19 protein-coding genes are annotated in these 22384 nt (G+C 68.1%); 12 read left to right on the plus strand and 7 right to left on the minus strand.

Annotation, left to right across the window (positions count from 1 at the left end; translation table 11 throughout):
• Positions 1 to 449: 449 nt before the first annotated feature.
• Entirely contained in the window at positions 450 to 1661 is a 1212-nt protein-coding gene (tyrS, locus tag ACX9OW_RS15080; RefSeq protein ID WP_253119852.1) for a tyrosine--tRNA ligase, read from the minus strand.
• A gap of 168 nt (positions 1662 to 1829) precedes the next feature.
• Here tyrS and ACX9OW_RS15085 point away from each other — a divergent pair, with 168 nt between their 5' ends.
• Together ACX9OW_RS15085 and ACX9OW_RS15090 are read left to right on the plus strand one after the other, a co-directional pair.
• Entirely contained in the window at positions 1830 to 3302 is a 1473-nt protein-coding gene (locus ACX9OW_RS15085; protein ID WP_053516486.1) for a M23 family metallopeptidase, read from the plus strand.
• A gap of 64 nt (positions 3303 to 3366) precedes the next feature.
• Entirely contained in the window at positions 3367 to 4494 is a 1128-nt protein-coding gene (locus ACX9OW_RS15090) for an anhydro-N-acetylmuramic acid kinase (RefSeq protein WP_459062485.1), read from the plus strand.
• 128 nt (positions 4495 to 4622) lie between these two features.
• Here the strand turns inward: ACX9OW_RS15090 and ACX9OW_RS15095 are convergent, their stop codons facing one another.
• The 3 genes from ACX9OW_RS15095 to ACX9OW_RS15105 form a co-directional block, all read right to left on the minus strand.
• Positions 4623 to 4853 carry a hypothetical protein gene (locus ACX9OW_RS15095; protein WP_053516488.1) on the minus strand — a complete coding sequence of 77 codons (231 nt, stop codon included), beginning with the start codon at positions 4851 to 4853 and terminating at the stop codon, positions 4623 to 4625.
• 78 nt (positions 4854 to 4931) lie between these two features.
• Positions 4932 to 6236 carry an AmpG family muropeptide MFS transporter gene (locus tag ACX9OW_RS15100; RefSeq protein ID WP_065174235.1) on the minus strand — a complete coding sequence of 435 codons (1305 nt, stop codon included), beginning with the start codon at positions 6234 to 6236 and terminating at the stop codon, positions 4932 to 4934.
• Positions 6233 to 7033: an exodeoxyribonuclease III gene (locus tag ACX9OW_RS15105; protein WP_065174234.1), complete on the minus strand. Its 801-nt coding sequence runs from the start codon at positions 7031 to 7033 to the stop codon at positions 6233 to 6235. Before ACX9OW_RS15105 ends, ACX9OW_RS15100 begins: the two co-directional genes overlap by 4 nt.
• Positions 7034 to 7195: 162 nt before the next feature.
• Between ACX9OW_RS15105 and pyrE the strand changes: the two genes are divergently transcribed.
• From pyrE to ACX9OW_RS15145, 8 genes are all read left to right on the plus strand, one after another.
• Positions 7196 to 7855, plus strand: coding sequence for an orotate phosphoribosyltransferase (gene pyrE, locus ACX9OW_RS15110; RefSeq protein WP_065174233.1), 660 nt, complete (start codon positions 7196 to 7198; stop codon positions 7853 to 7855).
• Positions 7856 to 7874: 19 nt separating this feature from the next.
• A complete protein-coding gene (locus ACX9OW_RS15115) occupies positions 7875 to 8537 on the plus strand; it encodes a hypothetical protein (protein WP_340044252.1) in 663 nt (220 codons plus the stop codon).
• A 174-nt stretch (positions 8538 to 8711) separates the two neighbouring features.
• Positions 8712 to 8804: a potassium-transporting ATPase subunit F gene (locus tag ACX9OW_RS15120; protein ID WP_053516498.1), complete on the plus strand. Its 93-nt coding sequence runs from the start codon at positions 8712 to 8714 to the stop codon at positions 8802 to 8804.
• Positions 8805 to 8816: 12 nt separating this feature from the next.
• Positions 8817 to 10523 carry a potassium-transporting ATPase subunit KdpA gene (gene kdpA / locus ACX9OW_RS15125; RefSeq protein ID WP_459062486.1) on the plus strand — a complete coding sequence of 569 codons (1707 nt, stop codon included), beginning with the start codon at positions 8817 to 8819 and terminating at the stop codon, positions 10521 to 10523.
• Between the two features lie 10 nt (positions 10524 to 10533).
• Complete coding sequence (gene kdpB, locus ACX9OW_RS15130; protein WP_193395769.1) at positions 10534 to 12591, plus strand: potassium-transporting ATPase subunit KdpB; 2058 nt, start codon at positions 10534 to 10536, stop codon at positions 12589 to 12591.
• The gene (gene kdpC, locus ACX9OW_RS15135; protein WP_459062487.1) at positions 12588 to 13238 is read left to right on the plus strand and encodes a potassium-transporting ATPase subunit KdpC; all 651 of its coding nucleotides are present in this window, start codon (positions 12588 to 12590) and stop codon (positions 13236 to 13238) included. The genes kdpB and kdpC overlap by 4 nt, the downstream gene beginning before the upstream one ends.
• A gap of 36 nt (positions 13239 to 13274) precedes the next feature.
• Positions 13275 to 15929, plus strand: coding sequence for a sensor histidine kinase (locus tag ACX9OW_RS15140; RefSeq protein ID WP_065182159.1), 2655 nt, complete (start codon positions 13275 to 13277; stop codon positions 15927 to 15929).
• A complete protein-coding gene (locus tag ACX9OW_RS15145; protein ID WP_053516504.1) occupies positions 15910 to 16623 on the plus strand; it encodes a response regulator transcription factor in 714 nt (237 codons plus the stop codon). The genes ACX9OW_RS15140 and ACX9OW_RS15145 overlap by 20 nt, the downstream gene beginning before the upstream one ends.
• A 38-nt stretch (positions 16624 to 16661) precedes the next feature.
• On the opposite strand, the gene ACX9OW_RS15150 is transcribed toward ACX9OW_RS15145, so the two are convergent.
• Genes ACX9OW_RS15150 through coaBC form a run of 3 tightly spaced genes read right to left on the minus strand, consistent with a single transcriptional unit; the run spans position 16662 to position 20749 of the window.
• Positions 16662 to 19004, minus strand: coding sequence for a phosphomannomutase/phosphoglucomutase (locus tag ACX9OW_RS15150; protein ID WP_346475671.1), 2343 nt, complete (start codon positions 19002 to 19004; stop codon positions 16662 to 16664).
• Between the two features lie 12 nt (positions 19005 to 19016).
• Positions 19017 to 19490 (minus strand): dUTP diphosphatase, encoded by a 474-nt coding sequence (gene dut, locus ACX9OW_RS15155; protein WP_053516506.1) that lies wholly within the window; start codon positions 19488 to 19490, stop codon positions 19017 to 19019.
• On the minus strand, positions 19487 to 20749 hold the full coding sequence (gene coaBC, locus ACX9OW_RS15160; RefSeq protein WP_065174227.1) for a bifunctional phosphopantothenoylcysteine decarboxylase/phosphopantothenate--cysteine ligase CoaBC: 1263 nt from the start codon (positions 20747 to 20749) through the stop codon (positions 19487 to 19489). Before coaBC ends, dut begins: the two co-directional genes overlap by 4 nt.
• Before the next feature lie 227 nt (positions 20750 to 20976).
• On the opposite strand from coaBC, the gene ACX9OW_RS15165 reads away from it, so the two are divergent.
• A complete protein-coding gene (locus ACX9OW_RS15165) occupies positions 20977 to 21603 on the plus strand; it encodes a response regulator (RefSeq protein WP_053516509.1) in 627 nt (208 codons plus the stop codon).
• 70 nt (positions 21604 to 21673) lie between these two features.
• Positions 21674 to 22378 carry a RadC family protein gene (gene radC / locus ACX9OW_RS15170; RefSeq protein WP_065174506.1) on the plus strand — a complete coding sequence of 235 codons (705 nt, stop codon included), beginning with the start codon at positions 21674 to 21676 and terminating at the stop codon, positions 22376 to 22378.
• Positions 22379 to 22384: the final 6 nt, after the last annotated feature.

Genomic DNA, 22384 nt, shown 5'->3' on the forward strand with positions numbered 1-22384 from the left:
GATGAATGATTCTGGCAACGTATCGCTTGCTTTAAAACAATTAATAGTTGCTTGATCAAACGTCTGCAAGATGGACAGTCATCCTTCCTGCAGGCGCCTTCACAAGATACCTGCGCATACTTTCAAAGATCCGGGGAAGTGGCCTCAGCGCCATTCCCGTGTGCTGCGAAGTTTCCTTCGTAGCGAGCCGCCCATTATGCCAGACTTTTTCAGTCCGTCAACACCTTCGTTCGATCATCTCGTTCGGGGTGGTGGGCGCCCTTGTGTCGCTCAAGCCCCTTGTTGGCGGCCCCTGCGACGGGGGAGGGAAAGTATGTCCCTGTTCGCCCCATTTGTGAAGGGGGTGTGGCGACTTTTTTCATCGGATGTTGGCACCGTTCATCCGACAGGCGCCCGATGAACGGCGCCACGAGCGGCCGGGCGTGTGCCCGGCGCTTGTCCGACAGGTCTCAGGCCGCGATCAGGCGCACACGGGCGAATGTGCGCTTGCCGACCTGCAGCAGGCCTTCGAAGCCCGGCTGCAGCACCTGCTGACCATCTTCCACGACCTCGCCATCCACCTTGACGGCGCGCTCCTTGAGCTTGCGGTTGGCTTCTGAGTTGCTCGGGGTCAGCCCGGCAGCGGTCAGCAGCGCCGCGATGCGCAGGCCTTCGGCCGGAATCGCCACGTCCTGCAGCGGCAACTGGGTGATGTCGCCCTGTCCGGTCACCGCCGCTTCCCAGCCGGCAATGGCCTGCTCGGCGGCTGCGGCGTCGTGGAAGCGGCTTGCCAGCTCCCGCGCCAGGCGCAGCTTCACCACGCGCGGATTCAGACCGCCGCTGGCCACCTGCTCCCGCAGCTGCGCGGCCTCGGCCTGGCTGATATCGAAGGACAGCAGTTCGATCCAGCGCCACATCAGGGCATCGTCCACCTTCATGGTCTTGGTGACGATGTCGATGGCCGGCTCGCTGATGCCGATGTAGTTGCCCAGCGACTTGGACATCTTGTTGACGCCATCCAGGCCTTCCAGCAGCGGCATGGTCAGCACCACCTGCGGCTTCTGCCCGTGGTGCTCCTGCAGGCCACGACCCATCAGCAGGTTGAACTTCTGGTCGGTACCGCCCAGTTCGACGTCCGCCTGCAGGGCGACCGAGTCGTAGCCCTGCACCAGCGGGTACAGGAACTCGTGGATGGCGATGGACTGCTGTGCGGCGTAGCGCTTGGCGAAGTCGTCGCGCTCGAGCATGCGTGCCACGGTGTGCTGGCCGGCCAGGCGGATCATGTCGGCCGCCCCCATGCTGCCGAACCACTCCGAATTGAAGCGGACTTCGGTACGGCTGCGGTCCAGCACCTTGAACACCTGTTCCTCGTAGGTGCGGGCATTGGCCAGCACATCCTCGCGGCTGAGCGGCTTGCGGGTCAGGCTCTTTCCCGAAGGGTCGCCGATCATGCCGGTGAAGTCGCCGATCAGGAAGATGACCTGATGACCGAGGTCCTGGAACTGGCGCATCTTGTTCAGCAGCACCGTATGACCCAGATGCAGGTCCGGCGCGGTGGGGTCGAAGCCAGCCTTGATCCGCAGCGGACGGCCTTCCTGCAGGCGCGCACGCAGATCCTCGAGCTTGAGGATCTCGTCGGCACCACGGCCGATCAGGGAAAGGGCTTCTTCAATCGAGGACACGTGACTACTCCCGGCAACGCCGATTCTTGTGTGGGGGTGTTAAAGCCAAGTTAACCCGATTGGCTTCACAAAAGCCAATGGGCACAAGGGTTTGACGCGCTTTTCTCAGGTGTCTATGGTAACCGGCGTTCAGGCCCGCGCTCCCGGGCCAGCCAGGAAAAACCGCCGATGCACAACTCCGAACAAGGGCGCGCACGCAAGCAGCGCTTCCAGGAACGCCTTCACGTCCTGCACGACAACGCCCTGCATCGGAAGCTCAGGCAACATCTTCCCGCCGCCTTCAATGAGCGCTGGACCCGGCGTCACTGGATGCATGCCAGCCTGTTCGCGACCATCGGTGCGCTGGTCGCCACGATCGTCCCCGGTTTCTCGCACACCATCGACGCCCCCTACGCCGACAGCCACACCAGCCTGGCCCTGCCCTTGCCGCCGCTGTCGCTGGCCCGCCAGCAGCAGGTGCCCGGTGACAGCTGGCAGGTCCTGCGCGTACAGCGTGGCCAGACCCTCAGCGAGCTGTTCGACCAGGCCGGCATTCCGGCGACCACCCTGCATCGCGTCCTGGACCACCCCGGTGCCCGCGAATCGCTGACGAAGCTGCGTCCGGGCGCCGAGATCGCCTTCGACATGCCGCTGTCCGGCGACCTGCGCAGCATCCGCTTCGACCGCGACGGCGAGAACCGGGTCGAGCTGAGCCTGGCCGGCGACAACATCAAGGAAACCGTGACCAAGCGCGAGACCTCCACGCGCACGGTGGTCACCAGTGGTGAGATCACCAGTTCGCTGTATGCCGCAGCGCGCCGGGCCGGGCTGTCACCGTCGGCGATCGCCACCATGACCGACGACATCTTCAAGTACGACATCGATTTCTCCAAGGACCTGCAGCCGGGCGACCGCTTCAGCGTGGTGATGGATGAGACCTGGCGCGAGGGCGAAAAGGTCGATACCAGCAAGATCCTGGCAGCGACCTTCACCACCGGCGGCAAGACCTATTCGGGCTTCCGCTTCGAACGCAACGGCAAGTCCGAGTACTACGACATCAATGGGCGCTCGCTGAAGAAGAGCTTCATCCGCATGCCGATCCCGTTCGCGCGCCTGAGCTCGACCTTCGGCGCGCGCAAGCACCCGGTGCTGGGCAAGATGCGCATGCACAAGGGCGTGGACTACGCCGCCCGCACCGGCACGCCGATCATGGCGGCCGGCGATGCGCGCGTGCAGTTCGCCGGCGTGCAGCGCGGCTACGGCAATGTGGTGATCCTCGACCACGGTCGTGGCCACACCACCCTGTACGGGCACATGTCGCGCTTTGCGAACATCCGCACCGGCCAGCGCGTGGCGCAGGGCACGGTGATCGGCTATGTCGGCTCGACCGGCCTGGCCACCGGCCCGCACCTGCACTACGAATTCCGCGTCAACGGCGTGCACCGCAACCCGCTGACGGTGACCATGCCGCCGCCGGAGCCGCTCAAGGGCGCCGAGCTGGCCGCCTTCCGCGCCCAGACCGCGCCGGCGATGGCGCGCATCCAGGGCATGGAGAAGCTGATCTACGCCGACGCCAGCCCGGCGCCGACCGGTCGGGACGAGGCGGCCACGGAGGTGGCCAGCGCCAAGGACACGCAGACCCGCGGGCGCAAGCGCGGCTGAGACCTGCGTTGACGAACAAGGACGCGGCAGCCCAAGCTTGCCGCGTCCTTTTTTTTTGCGCGCCATGAGCACACCTGTCGACGCCAACACTCCCCTGTACCTGGGCCTGATGTCAGGCACCAGCGCCGACGGTATCGATGTCGCACTGGTGCAGTTTCCCGACGAGGGCGGCTGCCGCTTCGTGCATGGCCTGACCGCGCGCTGGGAGCCGCTGCTGCGCGCGCGGCTGGTGGCGCTGGGCGAAGGGGGGCCGCTGGCGTCGCTGGAGGAGCTTGGCGAACTCGATGCGCGGATCGCGATCGCCTTCGCCGACGCCGCCAACCAGTTGCTGGACGAATCCGGCGTGGACCGCACCCGGGTGCGGGCGATCGGCTCGCATGGGCAGACCGTGCGCCACCGGCCGCTGGCCGATCCGGCCTTCACCGTGCAGCTGGGCGACGGCAACCGCATCGCCGAGCTGACCGGGATCACCACGGTGTGCGATTTCCGCCGCCGCGACGTGGCTGCCGGCGGTCATGGCGCACCGCTGATGCCGGCCTTCCACCTTGGCATGCTGGGCACGGCCGACGAGGACCGGGCCGTGCTCAACCTGGGCGGCATCGCCAATCTGACCCTGATCCCGCGGGAGGGTGCCGTACGCGGCTTCGACACCGGTCCAGCCAATGCGCTGATGGATGCCTGGTGCCAGCGCCACACCGGGCGCACCTTCGATGCCGAAGGCGCCTATGCCGCCAGCGGTGTGGTGGATGGCCCCCTGCTGGCGGGCTGGCGTGCGGACCCCTGGTTCGACCTGCCCCCGCCGAAGAGTACCGGTCGCGAACAGTTCCATCTGGCGTGGGCGGAGGCGCACATGGGTGAAGGCCAGTACGCCGCTGCCGATGTGCAGGCGACCCTGCTTGAGCTGACCGTGGCGACCGTGGCCGATGCGCTGCTGGCGCAGCAGCCGCAGACACGCCGCCTGCTGGTCTGTGGCGGCGGCGTGCACAACCGGCAGTTGATGAAACGGCTGGCCGAACGGCTGCCGGCGCTGCAGGTGGAATCCAGCGCCGTGCATGGGTTGGACCCAGAGTACGTGGAAGCCATGGGCTTCGCCTGGCTGGCGCAGCGGACGATGGACGGGCTGGCGGGGAACCTGCCGAGTGTCACCGGTGCAAAGGGACCGCGGATTCTCGGCGCGATCCATCTGGCCTGAAGCGGCACCCGCCGCCGGGCATGGCCCGGCGCTACCCCCTTCGGCATCCTCCGCCGGGCATGGCCCGGCGCGCGCCCTTCGGCGACCAACTGGTAGCGCCGGGCCATGCCCGGCGGTGAGGTATCAGATCAATCGAAGCCCTGCCCGGCCGGCAGCGCCTGCAGCGCGATGATGGCCGCAGCGAGCGCATCGACCTCGGTATCGCCAAAACCGGAGCGGACCTCCAGCTCGCTGCTGAACAACCCTTGTTCCAGCAACGCCGCACAGGTCTGTTCGTGGCTCCAGCCACGGGCAACCGCGACCCGCCGGATGCGTTCCAGCAGCAGCGGGTCCAGGTCCCGCAGCACAACATCAGCCATGCTCACTTCCCCGTTCGCAGGGCACCGCCCCCTCGGCGCGTCGGGGGCGATGATCCCGCAGACCGGGCGGGCAGGCAATCAGGCGGCCGGCGGTGGCCCGCGGTCGACGATGCGCGGCCACAGCCAGACCAGCAGCAGCAGGGTCGGCACCACGGTGACCGAGCTGAGGATGAAGAACGTGCTGTAGGAGGTGGCCTCGACGATGTAGCCCGACACACCGCCGACGAACTTGCCGGGCAGGTTGGCCAGCGAGACCAGCAGCGCATACTGGGTAGCGGTGAAGTTGCGGTCCGTCAACGACGACATGAAGGCGACGAGCACGGTGCCTGCAAAACCCTGGAACAGGTTGTCGGCACTGAGGGCGGCATAGAACGCCCACAGCTTGCCCGGGTTGTGCGCCATCAGCAGGAAGGCCAGATTGGACAGCGCCACGCCCAGTGCCGCCACCAGCAGCATGCGCCGGAAGCCAAACGCGGCCACCGCGATGCCTCCCAGGAAGGCACCGCCGATGCCCATCCACACCCCGAACAGTTTGGAGACCGTGGCGATGTCGGCCTTGTCGAAGCCGGAATCGAGGTAGAACGGCCCCGCCATCACCCCGATCACCTGGTCAGGGAACTTGAACAGGCCGACAAAGGCCAGCAGCACCAGCGCCAATGCCACGCCGTTGCGGCTGAAGAAACTTGTGATCGGCTGGACGAAGGCTTCGGCGACATCGATGCGGCGCTGCACGGCGGTGGCGGGACGCTCCGGTTCGGCGCACAGCAGCGTGGTGATGATCGGCAGCAGCATCAGGGCGGCCATTGCCAGATACGCGATGACCCAGCCTTCAAACTGGGCCAGATACAGCGCGCCGGCACCGGCCAGGATCAGGCCGATCCGGTAACCCAACGTGTAGGTGGCCGCCAGCGCGGCCTGAGCGGTCTGCGGCGCGATCTCGATACGGTAGGCATCCACGGCCGAATCCTGGGTGGCGCCGGCAAAGGACGCCGCCAGCACCCACATCACCAGGGGCCAGACGCCCTGTTCGGGGCGCACGAAGGCCAGCGCGATCAGTCCGACCAGCACCATGACCTGCGATACCAGCAGCCAGGAGCGACGACGGCCGAGCCGGCCCAGCAACGGGAAGGCATACCGATCCAGCAGCGGTGCCCACAGGAACTTGAGCAGGTAGAAGAAACTGGCCAGGCTGATCAGGCCGATGCTGCCCAGGTCCAGCCCCACATCGCGCAGGCGCGTGGACAAGGTCTGCGACGCGATCAGCAGGAACGGCAGGCCACTGCCGAAACCCAGCATGGCCATGGTCAGCGCCGACGGTGTACCGAAGGCGCGCTTGATTCCTGCCCAGCCTTTGTAGCTGACCGGCCTGGCCGCCTCGCTCACAGGTCGTAGTCCACGGTGAACGGGGCGTGGTCGGAGAAGCGCTCTTCGCGGTAGATCGAGCAGCCACGCAGTTTGTCGCGCAGGCCCGGCGTGATGAACTGGTAGTCGATGCGCCATCCCACGTTGTTGGCGCGGGCCGCCCCGCGGTTGCTCCACCAGGTGTAGTCCTCCCCGGTGGGATTGAGCAGGCGATACGCATCGGCCCAGCCACGACCGGCCGCCACGTCGGTGGCCTGGCCATGATCGGCGCACAGCGCGTTGAGCCAGTCGCGCTCTTCGGGCAGACAGCCGGAATTCTTCTGGTTGGACTTCCAGTTCTTGATGTCCAGCGCCGACCGCACGATGTTCCAGTCGCCACACAGCACGTAGTCGCGACCGCTGCGCGCCCACTCCTCCAGGATCGGCCGCAGCCACTCCATCACTTCGAACTTGAATCCCTGGCGCAGGTCGCCGGAGCTGCCGGACGGAATGTAGAAGGACACCACGCTGAGGTTGCCGAAGCGCGCCTCGATATAGCGCCCCTCATCGTCGAACGGCGCCCAGCCCAGCGAGGTGATGACCTGGTCCGGTTCCCGCCTGCTGTAGATCGCCACGCCGCTGTAGCCCTTCTTGGTGATGGCATCGCGGTAGAAGCAATGGTGTCCGTCGGGCCGGAACATCGGGTCGGTCAACTGGTCTTCCTGGGCCTTGGTCTCCTGGAGGCACAGGACGTCGGCGTCCTGGGCGCGGAACCAGTCGAGGAAGCCTTTGGTCGCGGCGGAACGGATGCCATTGGCGTTGAAACTGATGATGCGCATGCGGGGGACCTACGGCGGGAAACCGGGCAAGCATACCGGTTGGCTGCTGGGCTGCGCAGTCCAGCGGACGCGGCCGGACGGCCCCCCGGAAGAGCGCCGACGAGCGCGGAAGGCCCGGCTGCATTAGGATTTGTGCTCCAAATGAAGATGAATCGAGTTTTGATGAGCGACCACCGTCACCGTTTCCTGCAGCTGGCCCTGACCGCCGACGCCCTGCGCTTCGGCCAGTTCACCCTCAAGTCCGGCCGGCTGAGCCCCTATTTCTTCAACGCCGGTCGCTTCGACTCCGGCTCGCTGCTGTCCCAGCTCGGCGCCTGTTATGCCGATGCCATCGACGCCAGCGGGGTCAAGTACGACGTGGTGTTCGGCCCGGCCTACAAGGGCATTCCGCTGGCCACGGCAATGGCCTGCGAGCTGGCCCAGCGTGGCCGCGACCTGCCGCTGTCGTTCAACCGCAAGGAAGCCAAGGACCATGGCGAAGGCGGCCAGCTGATCGGCGCCGACATGAATGGCAAGCGCGTGCTGATCGTCGATGACGTGATCACTGCGGGTACTGCGATCCGCGAAGCGCTGGCCATCATCCGCGCGGCAGGCGGCACTCCGGCCGGCATTGTGGTCGCTCTGGATCGCCAGGAGATCGCTTCGGAAGCCGATCGCCGCTCCGCGGCGCAGGCAGTGGCCGAGGAAGCCGGCATCCCGGTGATCGCAGTGGCTTCGCTGGGCGACCTGCTTGATTTCGCCTCGGGAAACCCGGAACTTGTCGGCTACCGGCAGCCGCTGGAAGCCTATCGGGCCCAGTACGGCGTCCGCTCCACACGCTGACCGCCAGGGGGAAGGTCGCATGTCCCGAATTCCTGCTGTTCTCTTCGCCGGCCTGCTGCTGGCCCTGCCGTTCATCGTGGCGGGGCAGTCGCGGGGCGGCGACAAGGTCGAGAAGAAGCTGTACTGCTGGAACGAGGGCCAGGAGCGGATCTGCAGCGATGCGCTTCCTGCCGATGCGGTCAACCACGCGCGCGACGAGTTCAATGCCCGCAGTGGGCTGCGCAATGCGCAGGTGCAGCGCGCGCTGACCGACGAAGAACGTGCCGCCGCCAGTACCGCGGCGGCACAGCAGCAACTGGACCGGATGGCCGAGCAGACCCGCCAGCGCACCGAGCAGGCGATGCTGACCACCTACGGCAGCGAAGACGACCTGCGGCGGGTGTTCGCCGAGCGCCAGGAAGTGCTCGACAACAACCTCAAGACCGCCCAGTACAACGTGGCCAGCCTGCGTGAATCGCTGGTCGCGCTGCTGTCGGCGGCCGGCGACCGCGAGCTGGCGGGCGCCAAGGTGGGCGACCCGCAGGCCGAAGCGATCCGCCAGCGGCACGTACAGCTGCAGTCGCAGCAGCGCCTGCAGTCCGGCTTCCTGCAGCAGCAGCAGGCGTTGAAGGCGGAGATCGAAAGCACCCTGCAGCGCTATCGCGAGCTGAAGGGCCTGGCGCCGGCTGCCCCGGCTGGCTGAAAACGCTCCTGCCGCCGGGCATGGCCCGGCGCTACCCGTGGCCAGGTTACGGCCTGACGCGCGGAATTTATGCAGTCTTTACGCGCCGGCCCGGTCCGCCGGGTAGTGCGTTTACGGGGCGCAGGCCGACCATGACGGCCTGAGGTGGAGGGGTTCCACCAGGACGCAATTCCCATGTCCCCCTGGCTGTCGTTGGTGTGTGGCGTGCTGGTGCTGATCGCCGCCGCCTATCTTCTGTATGTCGTGCTGCGGCCCGAGTCGTTCTGAGCGGAGCCGGCCATGATTGAAATTCTTGTCATTCTTGCTGCCAGCGTCGCGCTGGCATGGCCGCTGGGACTGTACCTGGCGCGCGTGATGCGCGGCACGCCGATGAAGGTCGACGTGCTGTTCCGTTGGATCGAAACGCCGCTGTACAAGGTCTTCGGCGTCGATCGCGCACGCTCGATGTCCTGGCGTGGCTACGTGCTGGCATTCCTGCTCAGCAATGGGGTGGTGGCGGTGCTGACCCTGGCGGTGTTCATGACCCAGGCGTGGTTGCCGCTGAATCCGGACCAGATCCCGAACATGCGCTGGGACACCGCGCTGCACACGATGATCTCGTTCCTGACCAACACCAACCAGCAGCACTATTCGGGCCAGGCGCAGCTGTCCTACCTCTCGCAGATGACCGGGATCACCAGTCTGCAGGTGGTGACCCCGATGATGGGCCTGGCGCTGGCGGTGGCCACACTGCGCGCGCTGTTCGCGCCGGCGCCGCAGTCGGCCACAGGCAGCGCCGGCGATGACCGCCAGGTCGCAGTGGGCAACTACTACGCCGACGTGGTGCGCCTGTGCGTGCGCGTCCTGTTGCCGCTGTGCCTGCTGTGGACAGTGCTGCTGACCAGCCAGGGCGTGCCGTCGACGCTGGCGGCGGGGCCGCAGGCTACGCCGATCGATGCCTCCGCCGGCATGACGACGCAGAAGCTGCCGCTGGGTCCGGTCGCGGCGATGGTCGCCGCCAAGCAGCTGGGCGCCAACGGCGGCGGCTGGTATGGCCCGAACAGCAGCTTCCCGCTGGAGAATCCGACGCCGGTTTCGAACCTTCTCGAAGTGATCGGCATCCTGCTGGTACCGATGGCGGTGATCTTCATGATCGGGGCATTCACCGGGCGACGTCGCTTCGGCGCGCTGGTGTTCGTCTGCATGCTGGGAATGTCGCTGCTGTCCACCGGCGCCATGGTGTGGAGCGAAGGCCACAGTGCCAGTGCGGCCACGCCCCTGCTGATGGAGGGCAAGGAAGTACGTTTCGGCTCCGACGGCACCGCGTTGTGGGCGGCGGTGACGACGCAGGTGTCCAATGGCTCGGTGAACGGCATGCACGATTCGCTGGCCCCGCTGAGCGGTGGCATTGCCCTGGTCAACATGCTGGTCAGTGCGATCTGGGGTGGCATCGGCTGCGGCCTGCAGCAGTTCATCGTCTACCTGCTGCTGGGCGTGTTCCTGGCGGGGTTGATGACGGGCCGGACGCCGGAACTGTTCGGTCGCAAGCTGGAGACCCCGCAGGTGCGCCTGCTGGCCCTGCTGGTGCTGCTGCAGCCCATCACCCTGCTGGTGTTCACCGCAGTCACTCTGGCCGTGCCCGGCCTGGCCGGCACCTCAAATCCCGGCTTCCACGGCATCAGCCAGGTGTTCTACGAATACGTATCGGCCTACGCCAACAACGGTTCGGGCTTCGAGGGACTGGGTGATGCCACGCCGTGGTGGAACCTGAGCTGCTCGCTGGTGCTGCTGCTGGGTCGCTTTCCGCTGCTGGTGATTCCGCTGGTGGTTGCTGCCCAGCTCGCCGCCAAGCGGCAGGCACCGGAATCAGCGGGCAGCCTGCAGATCGAAACCCCGACGTTCGCCCTGACCCTGGTGTCGGTGATCGTCATCCTGACCGTGCTGCAGTTCATGCCGGCGCTGGTGCTTGGCCCGATCGCCGACCACCTGAGCCTGGGACTGCATTGAGGACACCCCCATGAGTAGCCACGCAACCTCAACCCGTAACCCGCTTGCGTCACGCCCTGCCCTGCTCGATGCGGCCGGCCTGCGCCGCGCACTGGTCGACGCCGTACGCAAGCTTTCACCGATGCATCTGGTGCGCAGCCCGGTGATGGCGGTGGTGATGGCCGGCACGATCGTCGCCGCGATCATCACCCTGACCGGCAACGCTCCACTGGGCTTCGGCCTGGCGGTGACCGCGATCCTGCTGGTCACCGTATTGTTCGGCAACTTCGCCGAGGCCGTCGCCGAAGCACGCGGCCGGGGCCAGGCCGCATCGTTGCGCCGTGCCCGCCAGGACCTGGTGGCGCGCCGACTGGCCGCCGCGCAGCCAGGGGCCGCAGAAACGCAGGTGCCGGCCGCCGAACTGCGCCCGGGCGACCACGTCATCGTCAGTGCCGGCGAGCTGGTGCCAGCCGATGGCGAGATCGTGCAGGGCCTGGCCACCATCAACGAAGCGGCGGTAACCGGCGAATCGGCACCGGTGCTGCGCGAAGCGGGTACCGATCGCTCCGGCGTGATCGGCGGTACCAAGGTGCTGTCCGACCAGATCGTCGTGCGTGTGACCGCCGAGCCGGGCCACAGCTTCCTGGACCGGATGATCGCGCTGGTGGAAGGCGCCAACCGGCAGAAGACACCGAACGAGGTCGCCCTGACCCTGCTGCTGGCGGCGATGACGCTGACCTTCCTGGTGGTGGTGGCGACATTGCCGGCCATCGGCGCCCATGTCGGCGTCCAGGTCGATCCACTGCTGCTGATCGCACTGCTGGTCTGCCTGATCCCGACCACCATCGGCGGACTGCTGCCGGCCATCGGCATCGCCGGCATGAACCGCGCCCTGGCGGCCAACGTGCTGGCCAAGTCGGGCAAGGCGGTGGAAGTGGCCGGCGACGTCGATGTGCTGCTGCTGGACAAGACCGGCACCATCACCTACGGCGACCGCCAGGCCAGCCACTTCCATGCGTTGGCGGGAATCGACGCCAGCCAGCTGCGCGACGCGGCCCTGTTGTCCTCGCTGGCCGACCCGACCCCGGAAGGCAAGTCGATCGTGCGCCTGGCACGCGAGCAGGGGTGCACCACCGCCGAGCCGGAGCAGGCCGTCTACCTGGCCTTCAGTGCGCAGACCCGCATGTCCGGCGTTGACCTTGCCCATGGCCGGCAGATCCGCAAGGGTGCGCTGGATGCGATCCGCAACCATGTGCAGGCGCAGGGAGGCGTGGTGCCGGCCGAGCTGGGCGGGCGCGTCGAACAGGTCGCCCGCAACGGCGCCACGCCGCTGGTGGTGGCGGAAGGTCGCCATGTGCTGGGCGTGATCGAACTGTCGGACGTGGTCAAGCACGGCATGCGCGAGAAGTTCGCACAGCTGCGGGCGATGGGCATCCGGACGGTGATGATCACCGGCGACAACCCGCTGACCGCGGCCGCCATCGCTGCCGAAGCCGGCGTCGACGACTACATCGCCGAAGCCCGGCCCGAGGACAAGCTGGCACGCATCCGCCAGGAACAGGCCGGGGGCCGTCTGGTGGCGATGGTCGGCGATGGCACCAACGATGCGCCGGCGCTGGCCCAGGCCGACATCGGGCTGGCCATGAACTCCGGCACGCAGGCCGCCAAGGAAGCCGGCAACATGGTCGACCTGGATTCGGATCCGGCCAAGCTGCTGGCGGTGGTGGAGGTAGGAAAGCAGCAGCTGATCACCCGCGGCGCGCTGACCACCTTCTCGCTGGCCAACGATGTCTCCAAGTACTTCGCGATCCTGCCGGCGCTGTTCGCCGCGGCGGTGCCGGCGATGGCGGCGCTGAACGTGATGCAGCTGTCGAGTCCGCGCAACGCGGTGCTGGCCGCGCTGATCTTCAACGCCCTGGTGATTCCCGCTCTGATTCCGCTGGCTCTGCGGGGCGTGCGCTTCCGCCCGGCCACGGCCACCGCGCTCCTGCGCCGGAACATGCTGGTGTACGGCCTGGGTGGCGTGCTGCTGCCGTTCGCGGCGATCAAGGCGATCGACCTCCTTCTTGTCCTGGTATCCGGCTCATGAACCGCTCTGCTTCCACTTCTTCTTCCCTTCCGCGCGAAGCAAAGGCCGGATCCCGCATCGCCCACCTGCAGGACGACGCCAGCTGGCGCCCGGCGATCGGCCTGGGTGTGGCGACCCTGCTGCTGGCCGGTGCGGTCTACGCCGGCATCGCCACCGGTTTTGCCGGCCTGGCGTACCCGATGCAGGCCGAAGGCAGCCTGCTGCGCGATGGCAGCGGCCAGGTGCGTGCGTCGGCGTGGCTGGCGCAGCCGTTCGCTGGCGATGGCTACTTCCAGGCGCGGCCATCGGCCGCCAACTATGACCCGATGGCGGCGGCCGGCTCCAACCTGGCACGCAGCAACCCTGCGTTGACCGAGCGCGTCGCCGCAAGCACGGCTGCGGTCGCAGCGCGCGAAGGCGTCGCACCGGACCAGGTGCCGGCGGACCTCGTCACCCAATCCGGCGGCGGGCTCGATCCGCAGCTGACGCCGGCGGCGGCGCAGTTGCAGGTGGCCCGCGTGGCGCGTGCCCGGGGCCTGCCGGTGGAACGTGTGCAGGCGCTGCTGCAGGCCCACACCGAGGGACGCCAATGGGGTCTGTTCGGCCAGCCGCGGGTGAACGTGGTGACGCTGAACTTCGCGCTGGACCACGCAGCCGCCAGGCCGTGATGCGATCGTGCACCCGCTGCGCGCACAATGGCCGCCATGACTGACCTGCGAACCCGCCAGGCCGACGCCCTGGTGGAAGGCCTGCAACGCGAAGCCGGTGGCAAGCTGACGGTATTCCTCGGCGCGGCGCCGGGCGTGGGCAAGACCTACACGATGCTCAACCGCGCGCAGGAACAGCTGCGCCGGGGGGTCGACCTGGTGGTGGGGCTGGTGGAGACGCATGGCCGTGCCGATACCCAGGCGTTGCTGGAAGGACTGCCACGGCTGCCGCTGAAGGACGTGGCCTACCACGGCCACGCCCTGCAGGAAATGGACCTGGATGCCGTGCTGGCGCGGCGCCCGGCGCTGGTGCTGGTCGACGAACTGGCACATCGCAATGCACCGGGCAGCCGCCACGAGCGACGCTGGCAGGATGTCATGGAGCTGCTGGATGCGGGCATCGATGTCTGGACCACGGTCAACATCCAGCACCTGGAAAGCCTCAATGACGTGGTGATGCGCATCACCGGGGTGCGGGTCAGCGAAACCGTGCCGGACGGTGTGCTCGACCGCCTGCACGACATCGTGCTGGTGGACCTGCCGCCACGCGAACTGATCGCCCGCCTGCAGCAGGGCAAGGTGTACGTGCCGGAGCAGGCGGCACAGGCACTGCAGGCGTTCTTCTCGCCGGCCAACCTGACCGCACTGCGCGAGTTGGCCATGCAGGAAGCCGCTGATCGTGTCGACAGCAGCCTGCGCGAGACCCGTGCCGCACGCGGCGAGGGCAACCTGCCGCTGCGCCGCGGCGTACTGGTGGCGATCGATGGTGGCGGGCAGAGCGAGTATCTGGTGCGGGTCGCGCGCCGCATTGCCGAACGGCGCGATGCGCCGTGGACGGTGGTGACGGTGCAGGGACGACGCCAGGACGAAGCAACCCGACGCGAGATCGACGCGGCGTTCGCGCTGGCACGTCGCCTGGGCGGCGATGCCGAACTGCTGCATGGCTCCAGCATCGCCGATGCCCTGCTCGACCACGCCGCGCACAACGGTGTCTCGACCCTGGTGCTGGGCCGCACCCGCGAGCGGCCGCTGGCACGGATGTTCAACCGCACCCTGACCCAGCAGCTGATCCAGCGCGGTGCACACTACGAGATCACCATCATCAGCACGCCGCAGGCACGTGCGCGTTCGCGCCGCGAAGGCCTGTTGCCGCCGGCGCGCGGCATCAACCACGAACCACTGCAGGCCCTGCTCGCCACCGCGCTGGCCTGCCTGGTCGCGTGGCTGGTTGAACGCTGGGTGGGCATGGCCGACCTGTCGATGGTGTTCATCGTGGCGGTCGTGCTGGTCGCAGCCCGCACCCGCGCCAGCGTGGCGGTCATGGCCGCGATCCTGTGCTTCCTCGCCTACAACTTCCTGTTCATCGCACCACGCTTCACCTTCGCCATCGGCGCACGCCAAGGCGTGATCACCGTGTTCCTGTTCCTGGCAGCGGCACTGGTGGCCGGGCGCCTGGCATCACGGCTGCGCATGCAGGTGATCGCCCTGCGGGCCGCCAACCGGCATGCGCGCGCGCGGCAGCAGCTGGGGCGACAGCTGGCCAGCGCTGCCGGCGATGGCGAGGTGGCACTGGCCGGCCGCCATGCGCTGGAGCAGGCGATGGACGTGCCGGCATGGCTGCGGATCGGCGTGGACACCACCGCCGGCGGTCGCACCCTGCCCGGCGACACCGACCTGGCTGCCGCCGACTGGGCACTGCGCCACGGCCAGCCCAGCGGGCGTTTCACCGATACGCTGGCCGGCGCGCAATGGTGGTTCCTGCCCCTGCTTGATGGCGAGGACCGTGCAATCGGCGTGGCCGGCCTGTATCTGCCAGGTGCACGCCTGCTGCCCGAGCAGCGCCAGCTCGCCGAAGCGATGGTGGACGACATTGCCCAGGCGGCATTGCGCACGCGGCTGGTGGCCGAGCTGGAGCGGGCGCACGTCAGCAACGAGACCGAGCGCCTGCGCTCTGCTCTGTTGTCTTCGGTATCGCACGATCTGCGCTCGCCGCTGGCGGCGATGATCGGATCGGCCGACAGCCTGGCCAGCTATGGCACGGCGATGGACGTGGCTGACCGCCGCGCGCTGCTGGACACCATCCTGGTCGAAGGCGAACGGCTGGACCGCTACATCCAGAACCTGCTGGACATGACCCGGCTGGGCCACGAAGGCCTGAAGATCAACCGCGACTGGATCGGGGTGGACGAGTTGATCGGGTCGGCCGCGCGACGGCTGCAGCGCTACCAGCCCAACGTGAGGCTGGAACTGGATATCCCGCCGACCCTGGCGCCGATCTGGGTGCATCCGGCGCTGGTCGAGCAGGCAGTATTCAATGTCATGGAGAACGCGGCCAAGTTCTCCCCCGCCGATGCCGCGGTACAGGTGCAGGCGCGCGAACTGGACGGCCAACTGCGCATCGACGTGATCGATGCCGGTCCCGGCATCCCCGACGAAGAGCGGGCACGCATCTTCGACATGTTCTACAGCGTCGAGCGTGGCGACCGTGGCCGCCATGGTACCGGTCTGGGCCTGACCATCTGCCAGGGAATGATCGGCGCGCATGGCGGCAGCGTGCAGGCGCTGCCGGGACGTGACGGTCGCGGTACCCTGATCCGCATCACCCTGCCCCTGCTCAAGCCAGCCTCCCACGATGAGCCCGACCCCGATTGATGCGAGCGTACCGGCCCCGCGCGTGCTGGTGATCGATGACGAGACCCAGATCCGCCGTTTCCTGGATATCAGCCTGCGGGCGCAGGGCTATCAGGTCAGGCAGGCCGCGACCGGCCAGGAAGGCCTGCAGCTGGCTGCCAGCGAGGACATGGACCTGGTGATCCTGGATATCGGCCTGCCGGACATGGAGGGCCACCAGGTGCTGGAGCAGCTGCGGCAATGGAGCCAGGTGCCGGTCATCATGCTGACCGTACGTGCCGGAGAAGCGGAAAAGGTGCGGGCGCTGGACAACGGTGCCAACGACTATGTGACCAAGCCCTTCGGCACGCAGGAACTGATGGCGCGGGTGCGCGCGCTGTTGCGGACACGCAGCGTGCCGACCGATGGCACGCCTCCGGTATTCGACGACGGCCATCTGCATGTGGACCTGGTGCGCCGGGAGGTGGCGATCGCGGGCGAACCGGTGGCGCTGACCCGCAAGGAGTACGCGCTGCTGTCGCTGCTGCTGCGCAATGCCGGCCGGGTGGTCACCCAGCCGCAGATCCTGCAGGAGATCTGGGGACCCACCCACCAGCACGACACGCACTATCTGCGCATCCTGGTGGGCAAGCTGCGGCACAAGCTGGGCGATTCGGCGCTGGATTCACGCTACCTGTTCACCGAACCTGGCGTCGGATTGCGTTTCAAGGGGTGAGGGTGTGCCGACCAACGGTCGGCACCCACCCGGATCGATCAGAACCCCAGCGGGGTGTCGCCGACGATCGGTTGCAGCTGGCTGCGGAACAGTGCCTGGATGCGCTCCAGCGCCGCCTCGTCGTCGCCCTCGAAGCGCAGCACCAGTACCGGGGTGGTGTTGGAGGCGCGCACCAGTCCCCAGCCGTCGGGGAAATCCACGCGCAGGCCGTCGATGGTCGACAGGCGGCCACCCACATACGGGTTGTCCGGCGACTGCGCTGCCGCCACCAGCATCGCCACCAGGGCGTGCGGCGTGCCCTCGGACACCGGCACCTTCAGCTCCGGTGTGGCCACCATCTCCGGCAGTCCGGACAGCACCTCATCCGGGGTTTCCTCGCGCTGGGCGAGGATCTCCAGCAGGCGCGCGGCGGCGTACAGCCCGTCATCGAAGCCGAACCAGCGTTCCTTGAAGAAGAAGTGGCCGCTCATCTCGCCCGCCAGCTCGGCGTCGGTCTCGCGCATCTTCGCCTTCATCAGCGAGTGCCCGGTCTTCCACATCAGCGGGCTGCCGCCGTTGCGCAGCACGTGGTCGGACAGCTTGCCCGTGCACTTCACGTCGTAGATCACCATCGCCCCGGGATTGCGCATCAGCACATCGGCGGCGAACAGCATCAGCAGGCGGTCGGCGTAGATGATCCTGCCCTCGCCGGTGACCACGCCCAGGCGGTCGCCGTCACCGTCGAAGGCCACGCCGAGATCAGCGCCAAAGCGTTTGACCGTCTGTACGAGGTCCTGCAGGTTGTCCGGCTCGCTGGGGTCGGGATGATGATTGGGGAAGGTGCCATCAACATCGCAGTAAAGCGGAATCACCTCGGCACCGATCGCTTCCAGCAGCTGCGGGGCCAGCGCACCGGCAACCCCGTTGCCGGCGTCGGCCACCACCTTCAGCGGGCGGTCGAGCTGCACGTCGTCGGCGATCCGCTGGATGTAATCGGCGCCGACATCGCGCTGCTGGTAGTCACCCGGTTCTGCCGCCTGCACCAGGCGGCCCTCGACGATGCGCTGGTACAGGCCGGTGATGGCATCGCCGGACAGCGTTTCGCCGCCGATGACGACCTTGAAGCCGTTGTACTCGGGAGGATTGTGGCTGCCGGTCACCGCCACGCAGGTGCCGGTACGCAGGTGGAATGCGGCGTAATAGACGACCGGCGTGGGCGCCAGGCCGATGTCGATGACCGCGCAGCCGGCACGGCGCAGGCCTTCGGCCAGGCCGGCTGCCAGCTCGGGGCCGGACAGGCGCCCGTCACGGCCGATCACCACCTCGCGCAGGCCCTGTTCCAGCGCAGCCGTACCGATGGCCTGGCCGATCAGCGCGGCGGTCTTTGCAGTCAGTTCGCTGCCCACCACACCGCGGATGTCGTAGGCCCGGAAGATGCCCGCTGCCAGCGCTTCCGCCGGGACCGGCGGCGGAGGGGCCACTGTGGCGTCGGCGGCAGCTTCGGCGGCCTGTGGCGGCGCCATCTGCAGGCTCTCGCGCAGCGTCGGGCCCTCATCCACCTCGACGGCGGACGTGCGCCGCGGCAGCGGCAGGCGCTTCGGCAGGCGGTCGCGACCGACCAGCAGCAGCACGGCGATGAAGGCCAGCAGCAGCGCGACGATGCCGCTGGCCAGCGCGCCCAGACCGAGCGGGCCGGGTTCGACGTTGGGCACGGCCGCTGCCAGCCGCAGCGGGGTGCCGGCAATCGGCCTTGCCTGCGCCTCGGCGATCTGCGCCAGGCCGGAATCGCCCTGGGTGACCAGATCGTGCGTGCCCTGGCGCAGGCCGAGGAAACCACTGGCAGGTGCGCGGATCTGATCCAGCGGCGCGGTCAGGCGCAGCAGCGGCTGACGGACGTAGACGACCGCCGGCCCCAGACTGCCCAGTTGCACCGGCGCAGCCAGGCCGAGGCGGTTGCCTCCCCCATCGCGGACCACCCGCAGGCTCGGCCGGTCCTCGCCCAATGCCTGCTCCAGCAGGGCCAGGCGCGCATAGCCAAAGGTGGCCGGATCGGCGTAGGCAGCGGCCAGGTCGGCGCCCAGCACCTCCACCCGCTCCACGCCGGACCAGCTCTCGCGCAGGGCCAGCGCAGCGGCGGACGCATCGCCGGCCTGCAGCGCCTGCTGCAGACGCTCGTTCTTCAACTGCTGCTGCAGCTGCTGCAACTGGCCGCTGGCGGCCTGTTGCAGGCCCTGCACGGCCTGGTCACGCGCCTCTTCCAGCGCCTTGCCACCTGCCTCCTGGCGCCACTGCTGCACGGCGCTCCAGCCGAACCAGCCGGCCAGCAACACGAGCAGCACTGCCAGCAGCGGTGCGCTGCGCCCCAACGACCGTCCCTGCTGCCTTTCCCCGATGCCGCTCATCGATGTCCCCCGTCAACGCACCCCGGTATGGCCGAATCCACCCGTTCCCCGCACGCTGTCGGTGAAAGTATCCACCACCTGCAGGCTGACGCGGGCAATCGGAACCACCACCAGCTGCGCGATGCGGTCACCCGGCTCGATCGTGAAGGCCTCGCGGCCCCGGTTCCAGACGCTGATCAGCAGCGGACCCTGGTAGTCGGCGTCGATGAGGCCGGTGCCGTTGCCGAGGACGATGCCGTGGCGATGGCCCAGGCCCGAACGCGGCAGGATGACCGCGCACAGGTGCGGATCGGCAATGTGGATGGCCAGGCCACTGGGAACCAGCGCGGTATCGCCCGGCTGCAAAGTCAGCGCGGTGTCCAGCGCTGCGCGCAGGTCCATGCCGGCACTGGCCTCGGTGGCATACGCCGGCAGCGGCCAGCTGTCGCCGAAGCGCGGATCGAGCAGTTTGACCTGCAACGGTTGCGATGAAATCACCTGGGTCATGCCTGAAGTCTCCGCGCGATCAGCGCCAGCAGTTGTTCGGCCAGCTCGCGCTTGGAGGTCGCCGGGAATACCTGTTCGCCGTCCTGCCAGAAGGCCGTGGCGGCGTTGTTGTCACTTTCGAAGCCACCGCCACTGATGCCGACCTGGTTGGCGATCACCAGATCCAGGCGTTTGTCGACCAGCTTGCCACGCGCGTACTTCTCCACGTCGTGGGTTTCGGCGGCGAAACCGACCACCAGCTTCAGCGACTGCGTCTGCGCGGCCACCTCGGCCAGGATGTCCGGGGTACGCACCAGTTCGATCACCAGTGACTGGCTGTCGGCGGTCTTCTTCAGCTTCTGCGGCGCCACCTGCCGAGGGGTGTAGTCGGACACGGCGGCGGCACCGATATAGATGTCGGCCGGCAGCGATGAGAGCACGGCGTCGCGCATCTGTGCGGCCGAGCGCACATCGACGCGCTGCACGCCGACCGGCGTCGGCAGCTGCACGGGACCACTGACCAGCACCACCTGCGCCCCCATCGTCGCCGCGGCCGCGGCCAGTGCGAAGCCCATCTTGCCGCTGCTGCGGTTGCCGACGTAGCGCACCGGGTCGATGTCCTCGTAGGTGGGTCCGGCGCTGATCAGCACACGCAGTCCCTGCAGCGCGCGGGTTGCCGCGGGCGCGGCAGGCGCCACGGCATTGCCGTTGGCCGCCAGCGCGGCAACGATGTCACCCGGCTCGGCCAGCCGCCCCGGGCCGGACTCACCCTCGGCCAACGGCCCGTCGACCGGTCCGATCACCTGCGCGCCACGCTGGCGCAGCAGTGCGATGTTGGCCTGCGTGGCCGGGTGCAGCCACATGCGATGGTTCATGGCCGGACACACGGTCAGCGGCGCGGTACTGGCCAGGCACAACGTGCTGACCAGGTCGTCGGCGTGACCATGGGCCAGGCGCGCCAGCAGGTCGGCGGTGCCCGGTGCGATCACGATGCGGTCGGCCCAGCGCGCCAGCTCGATGTGGCCCATGGCCTGTTCGGCGGCGCTGTCCCACAACGTAGTGCGGGTCGGCTGCCCGGACAGGGCCTGGAAACTGAGCGGGGTCACGAACTGCTGGGCGCCGGCAGTCATCGCCACCTGCACCAGCGCCCCGGCATCGCGCAGCCGCCGCACCAGTTCCAGGGCCTTGTAAGCCGCAATCCCGCCGCCGACACACAACAGCAGTTTCTGGCCTTCCAGCGCGCCGGCCGGCGCGGGGGATGCGTTGGGGGAGTCAGCCACCTGGAATTCCTGTGCAAACGAGGGCGCTAGCTTACCCGATGGTCGGTAATGTCCCGATGCACAGCGCACATAGCTGGCAGCTATCAGCAGATGGAACTTCCACTACCGCAGTTCCCGGGTTCACCCGCCGATGATTCGGAACTTTCCTATACCCGTGCCCTGGTCGGCTTTGCAGAATCGGTACTGGCCACCTCCGGTGCGCCGCTCCGCTTCCCCGAGGATCCCGCGTGCAACCGCGCATCATCATCGCCGACGACCATCCGGTTGTACTGCATGGCATCCGTATCGTGCTGGAGGCTCACCAGATGCAGGTGGCCGGCAGCGCGGCCGACGGTGCCCAGCTGCTCGACCTGCTGCAGCGTGAAACCTGCCATGCCGTCCTCACCGACCTGTCCATGCCCGGCGTCGGCCCCGACGGCCCTGCGCTGCTGGGCGCACTGCGCGAGCGTCATCCGGGCCTGCCGGTGGTGGTGCTGACCGGAGCGCGCCACCCGGGACTGCTGGACAGGCTGCTGCGCGAAGGCATCGATGGCCTGGTCGACAAATGCGCCGGCTTCGCCGAGCTGCCGATGGCGCTCGCGGCAGCCATGTCCGGCCAGGTCTTCGTCTCACAGCAGCTGCGTCATCACCTGCAGTCGCGCGACCTGCTGTTCCAGCGCACACCGGTCTCGCTCTCCGCGCGCGAGCAGGAAGTCCTGCAGCTGCTCGCCGAGGGCCTGAACATCAACGCCATCGCGGCCCGCTGCGGCCGCAGCCCGAAGACGATCAGCCGGCAGAAGGCCGAGGCCAAGCGCAAGCTGGGACTGCAGAGCAACCAGGAACTGTTCGACTACCTGAAGACCGTGCGCGATTGAGGCATCGGCTGACGGTCATCGGCGGCAAGCGCCGATGGGAGCGCCGGGCGCCGCTGGCGATGATGCAGGCATGCCCATCCATGACTGGCCTGAACAGGAACGTCCCCGCGAGAAGCTGCTGGCGCGGGGCCCCACCATGCTGTCCGACGCGGAGTTGCTGGCGCTGTTCCTCGGCTCCGGGGTCGGCGGCCGCGATGCCGTGCAGACCGCACGCGACCTGCTGCACGCGCACGGTCCGCTACGGGTACTGCTGGACCGGCCTGCCGGCGAGCTGGCACGGCTGCCCGGGCTGGGGCCGGCCCGCAGCTGCACCCTGGCCGCCGGCCTGGAACTGGCCCACCGGTACCTGGCCGCCGAACTGCAGCACGGCGAAGCAGTTGGCGACAATCCCGGGGCGGTGGGGCGCTACCTGCAGCACCGTCTGCGCGGGCAGGCCCGCGAACTGTTCCTGGTGCTGTTCCTGGACAACCGCCATCGGCTGATCGCGTGCGAGGAACTGTTTGCCGGAACCCTCACCGCAGCGGCGGTCTATCCGCGGGAGGTCGTGCGGCGCGCCCTGCAGCTCAATGCCGCCGCCGTGATCATCAGCCACAACCACCCGTCCGGCGACCCGGAGCCATCGCCGGCCGACGCGCGCATCACCGAGGAGCTGCAGCAGGCCCTGGCCCTGGTCGACATCCGCCTGCTCGACCATTTCGTAGTGGGCGAAGGCCGTCCTGTTTCGTTTGCTGAACGTGGCCTGCTGGGCCAGCGCCAGGCCCGCCTGTTCGGCTGAGCCCGG

The sequence above is a fragment of the Stenotrophomonas genospecies 5 genome, from assembly GCF_054473825.1.

Coding starts and splice junctions, on each gene's coding strand:
- ACX9OW_RS15085 (WP_053516486.1), top strand. CDS start 1,830: ATGCACAACTCCGAACAAGGGCGCGCACGCAAGCAGCGCTTCCAGGAA.
- ACX9OW_RS15090 (WP_459062485.1), top strand. CDS start 3,367: ATGAGCACACCTGTCGACGCCAACACTCCCCTGTACCTGGGCCTGATG.
- ACX9OW_RS15095 (WP_053516488.1), bottom strand. CDS start 4,853: ATGGCTGATGTTGTGCTGCGGGACCTGGACCCGCTGCTGCTGGAACGC.
- ACX9OW_RS15105 (WP_065174234.1), bottom strand. CDS start 7,033: ATGCGCATCATCAGTTTCAACGCCAATGGCATCCGTTCCGCCGCGACC.
- pyrE (WP_065174233.1), top strand. CDS start 7,196: ATGAGCGACCACCGTCACCGTTTCCTGCAGCTGGCCCTGACCGCCGAC.
- ACX9OW_RS15115 (WP_340044252.1), top strand. CDS start 7,875: ATGTCCCGAATTCCTGCTGTTCTCTTCGCCGGCCTGCTGCTGGCCCTG.
- ACX9OW_RS15120 (WP_053516498.1), top strand. CDS start 8,712: ATGTCCCCCTGGCTGTCGTTGGTGTGTGGCGTGCTGGTGCTGATCGCC.
- kdpA (WP_459062486.1), top strand. CDS start 8,817: ATGATTGAAATTCTTGTCATTCTTGCTGCCAGCGTCGCGCTGGCATGG.
- kdpB (WP_193395769.1), top strand. CDS start 10,534: ATGAGTAGCCACGCAACCTCAACCCGTAACCCGCTTGCGTCACGCCCT.
- kdpC (WP_459062487.1), top strand. CDS start 12,588: ATGAACCGCTCTGCTTCCACTTCTTCTTCCCTTCCGCGCGAAGCAAAG.
- ACX9OW_RS15140 (WP_065182159.1), top strand. CDS start 13,275: ATGACTGACCTGCGAACCCGCCAGGCCGACGCCCTGGTGGAAGGCCTG.
- ACX9OW_RS15145 (WP_053516504.1), top strand. CDS start 15,910: ATGAGCCCGACCCCGATTGATGCGAGCGTACCGGCCCCGCGCGTGCTG.
- ACX9OW_RS15150 (WP_346475671.1), bottom strand. CDS start 19,004: ATGAGCGGCATCGGGGAAAGGCAGCAGGGACGGTCGTTGGGGCGCAGC.
- dut (WP_053516506.1), bottom strand. CDS start 19,490: ATGACCCAGGTGATTTCATCGCAACCGTTGCAGGTCAAACTGCTCGAT.
- radC (WP_065174506.1), top strand. CDS start 21,674: ATGCCCATCCATGACTGGCCTGAACAGGAACGTCCCCGCGAGAAGCTG.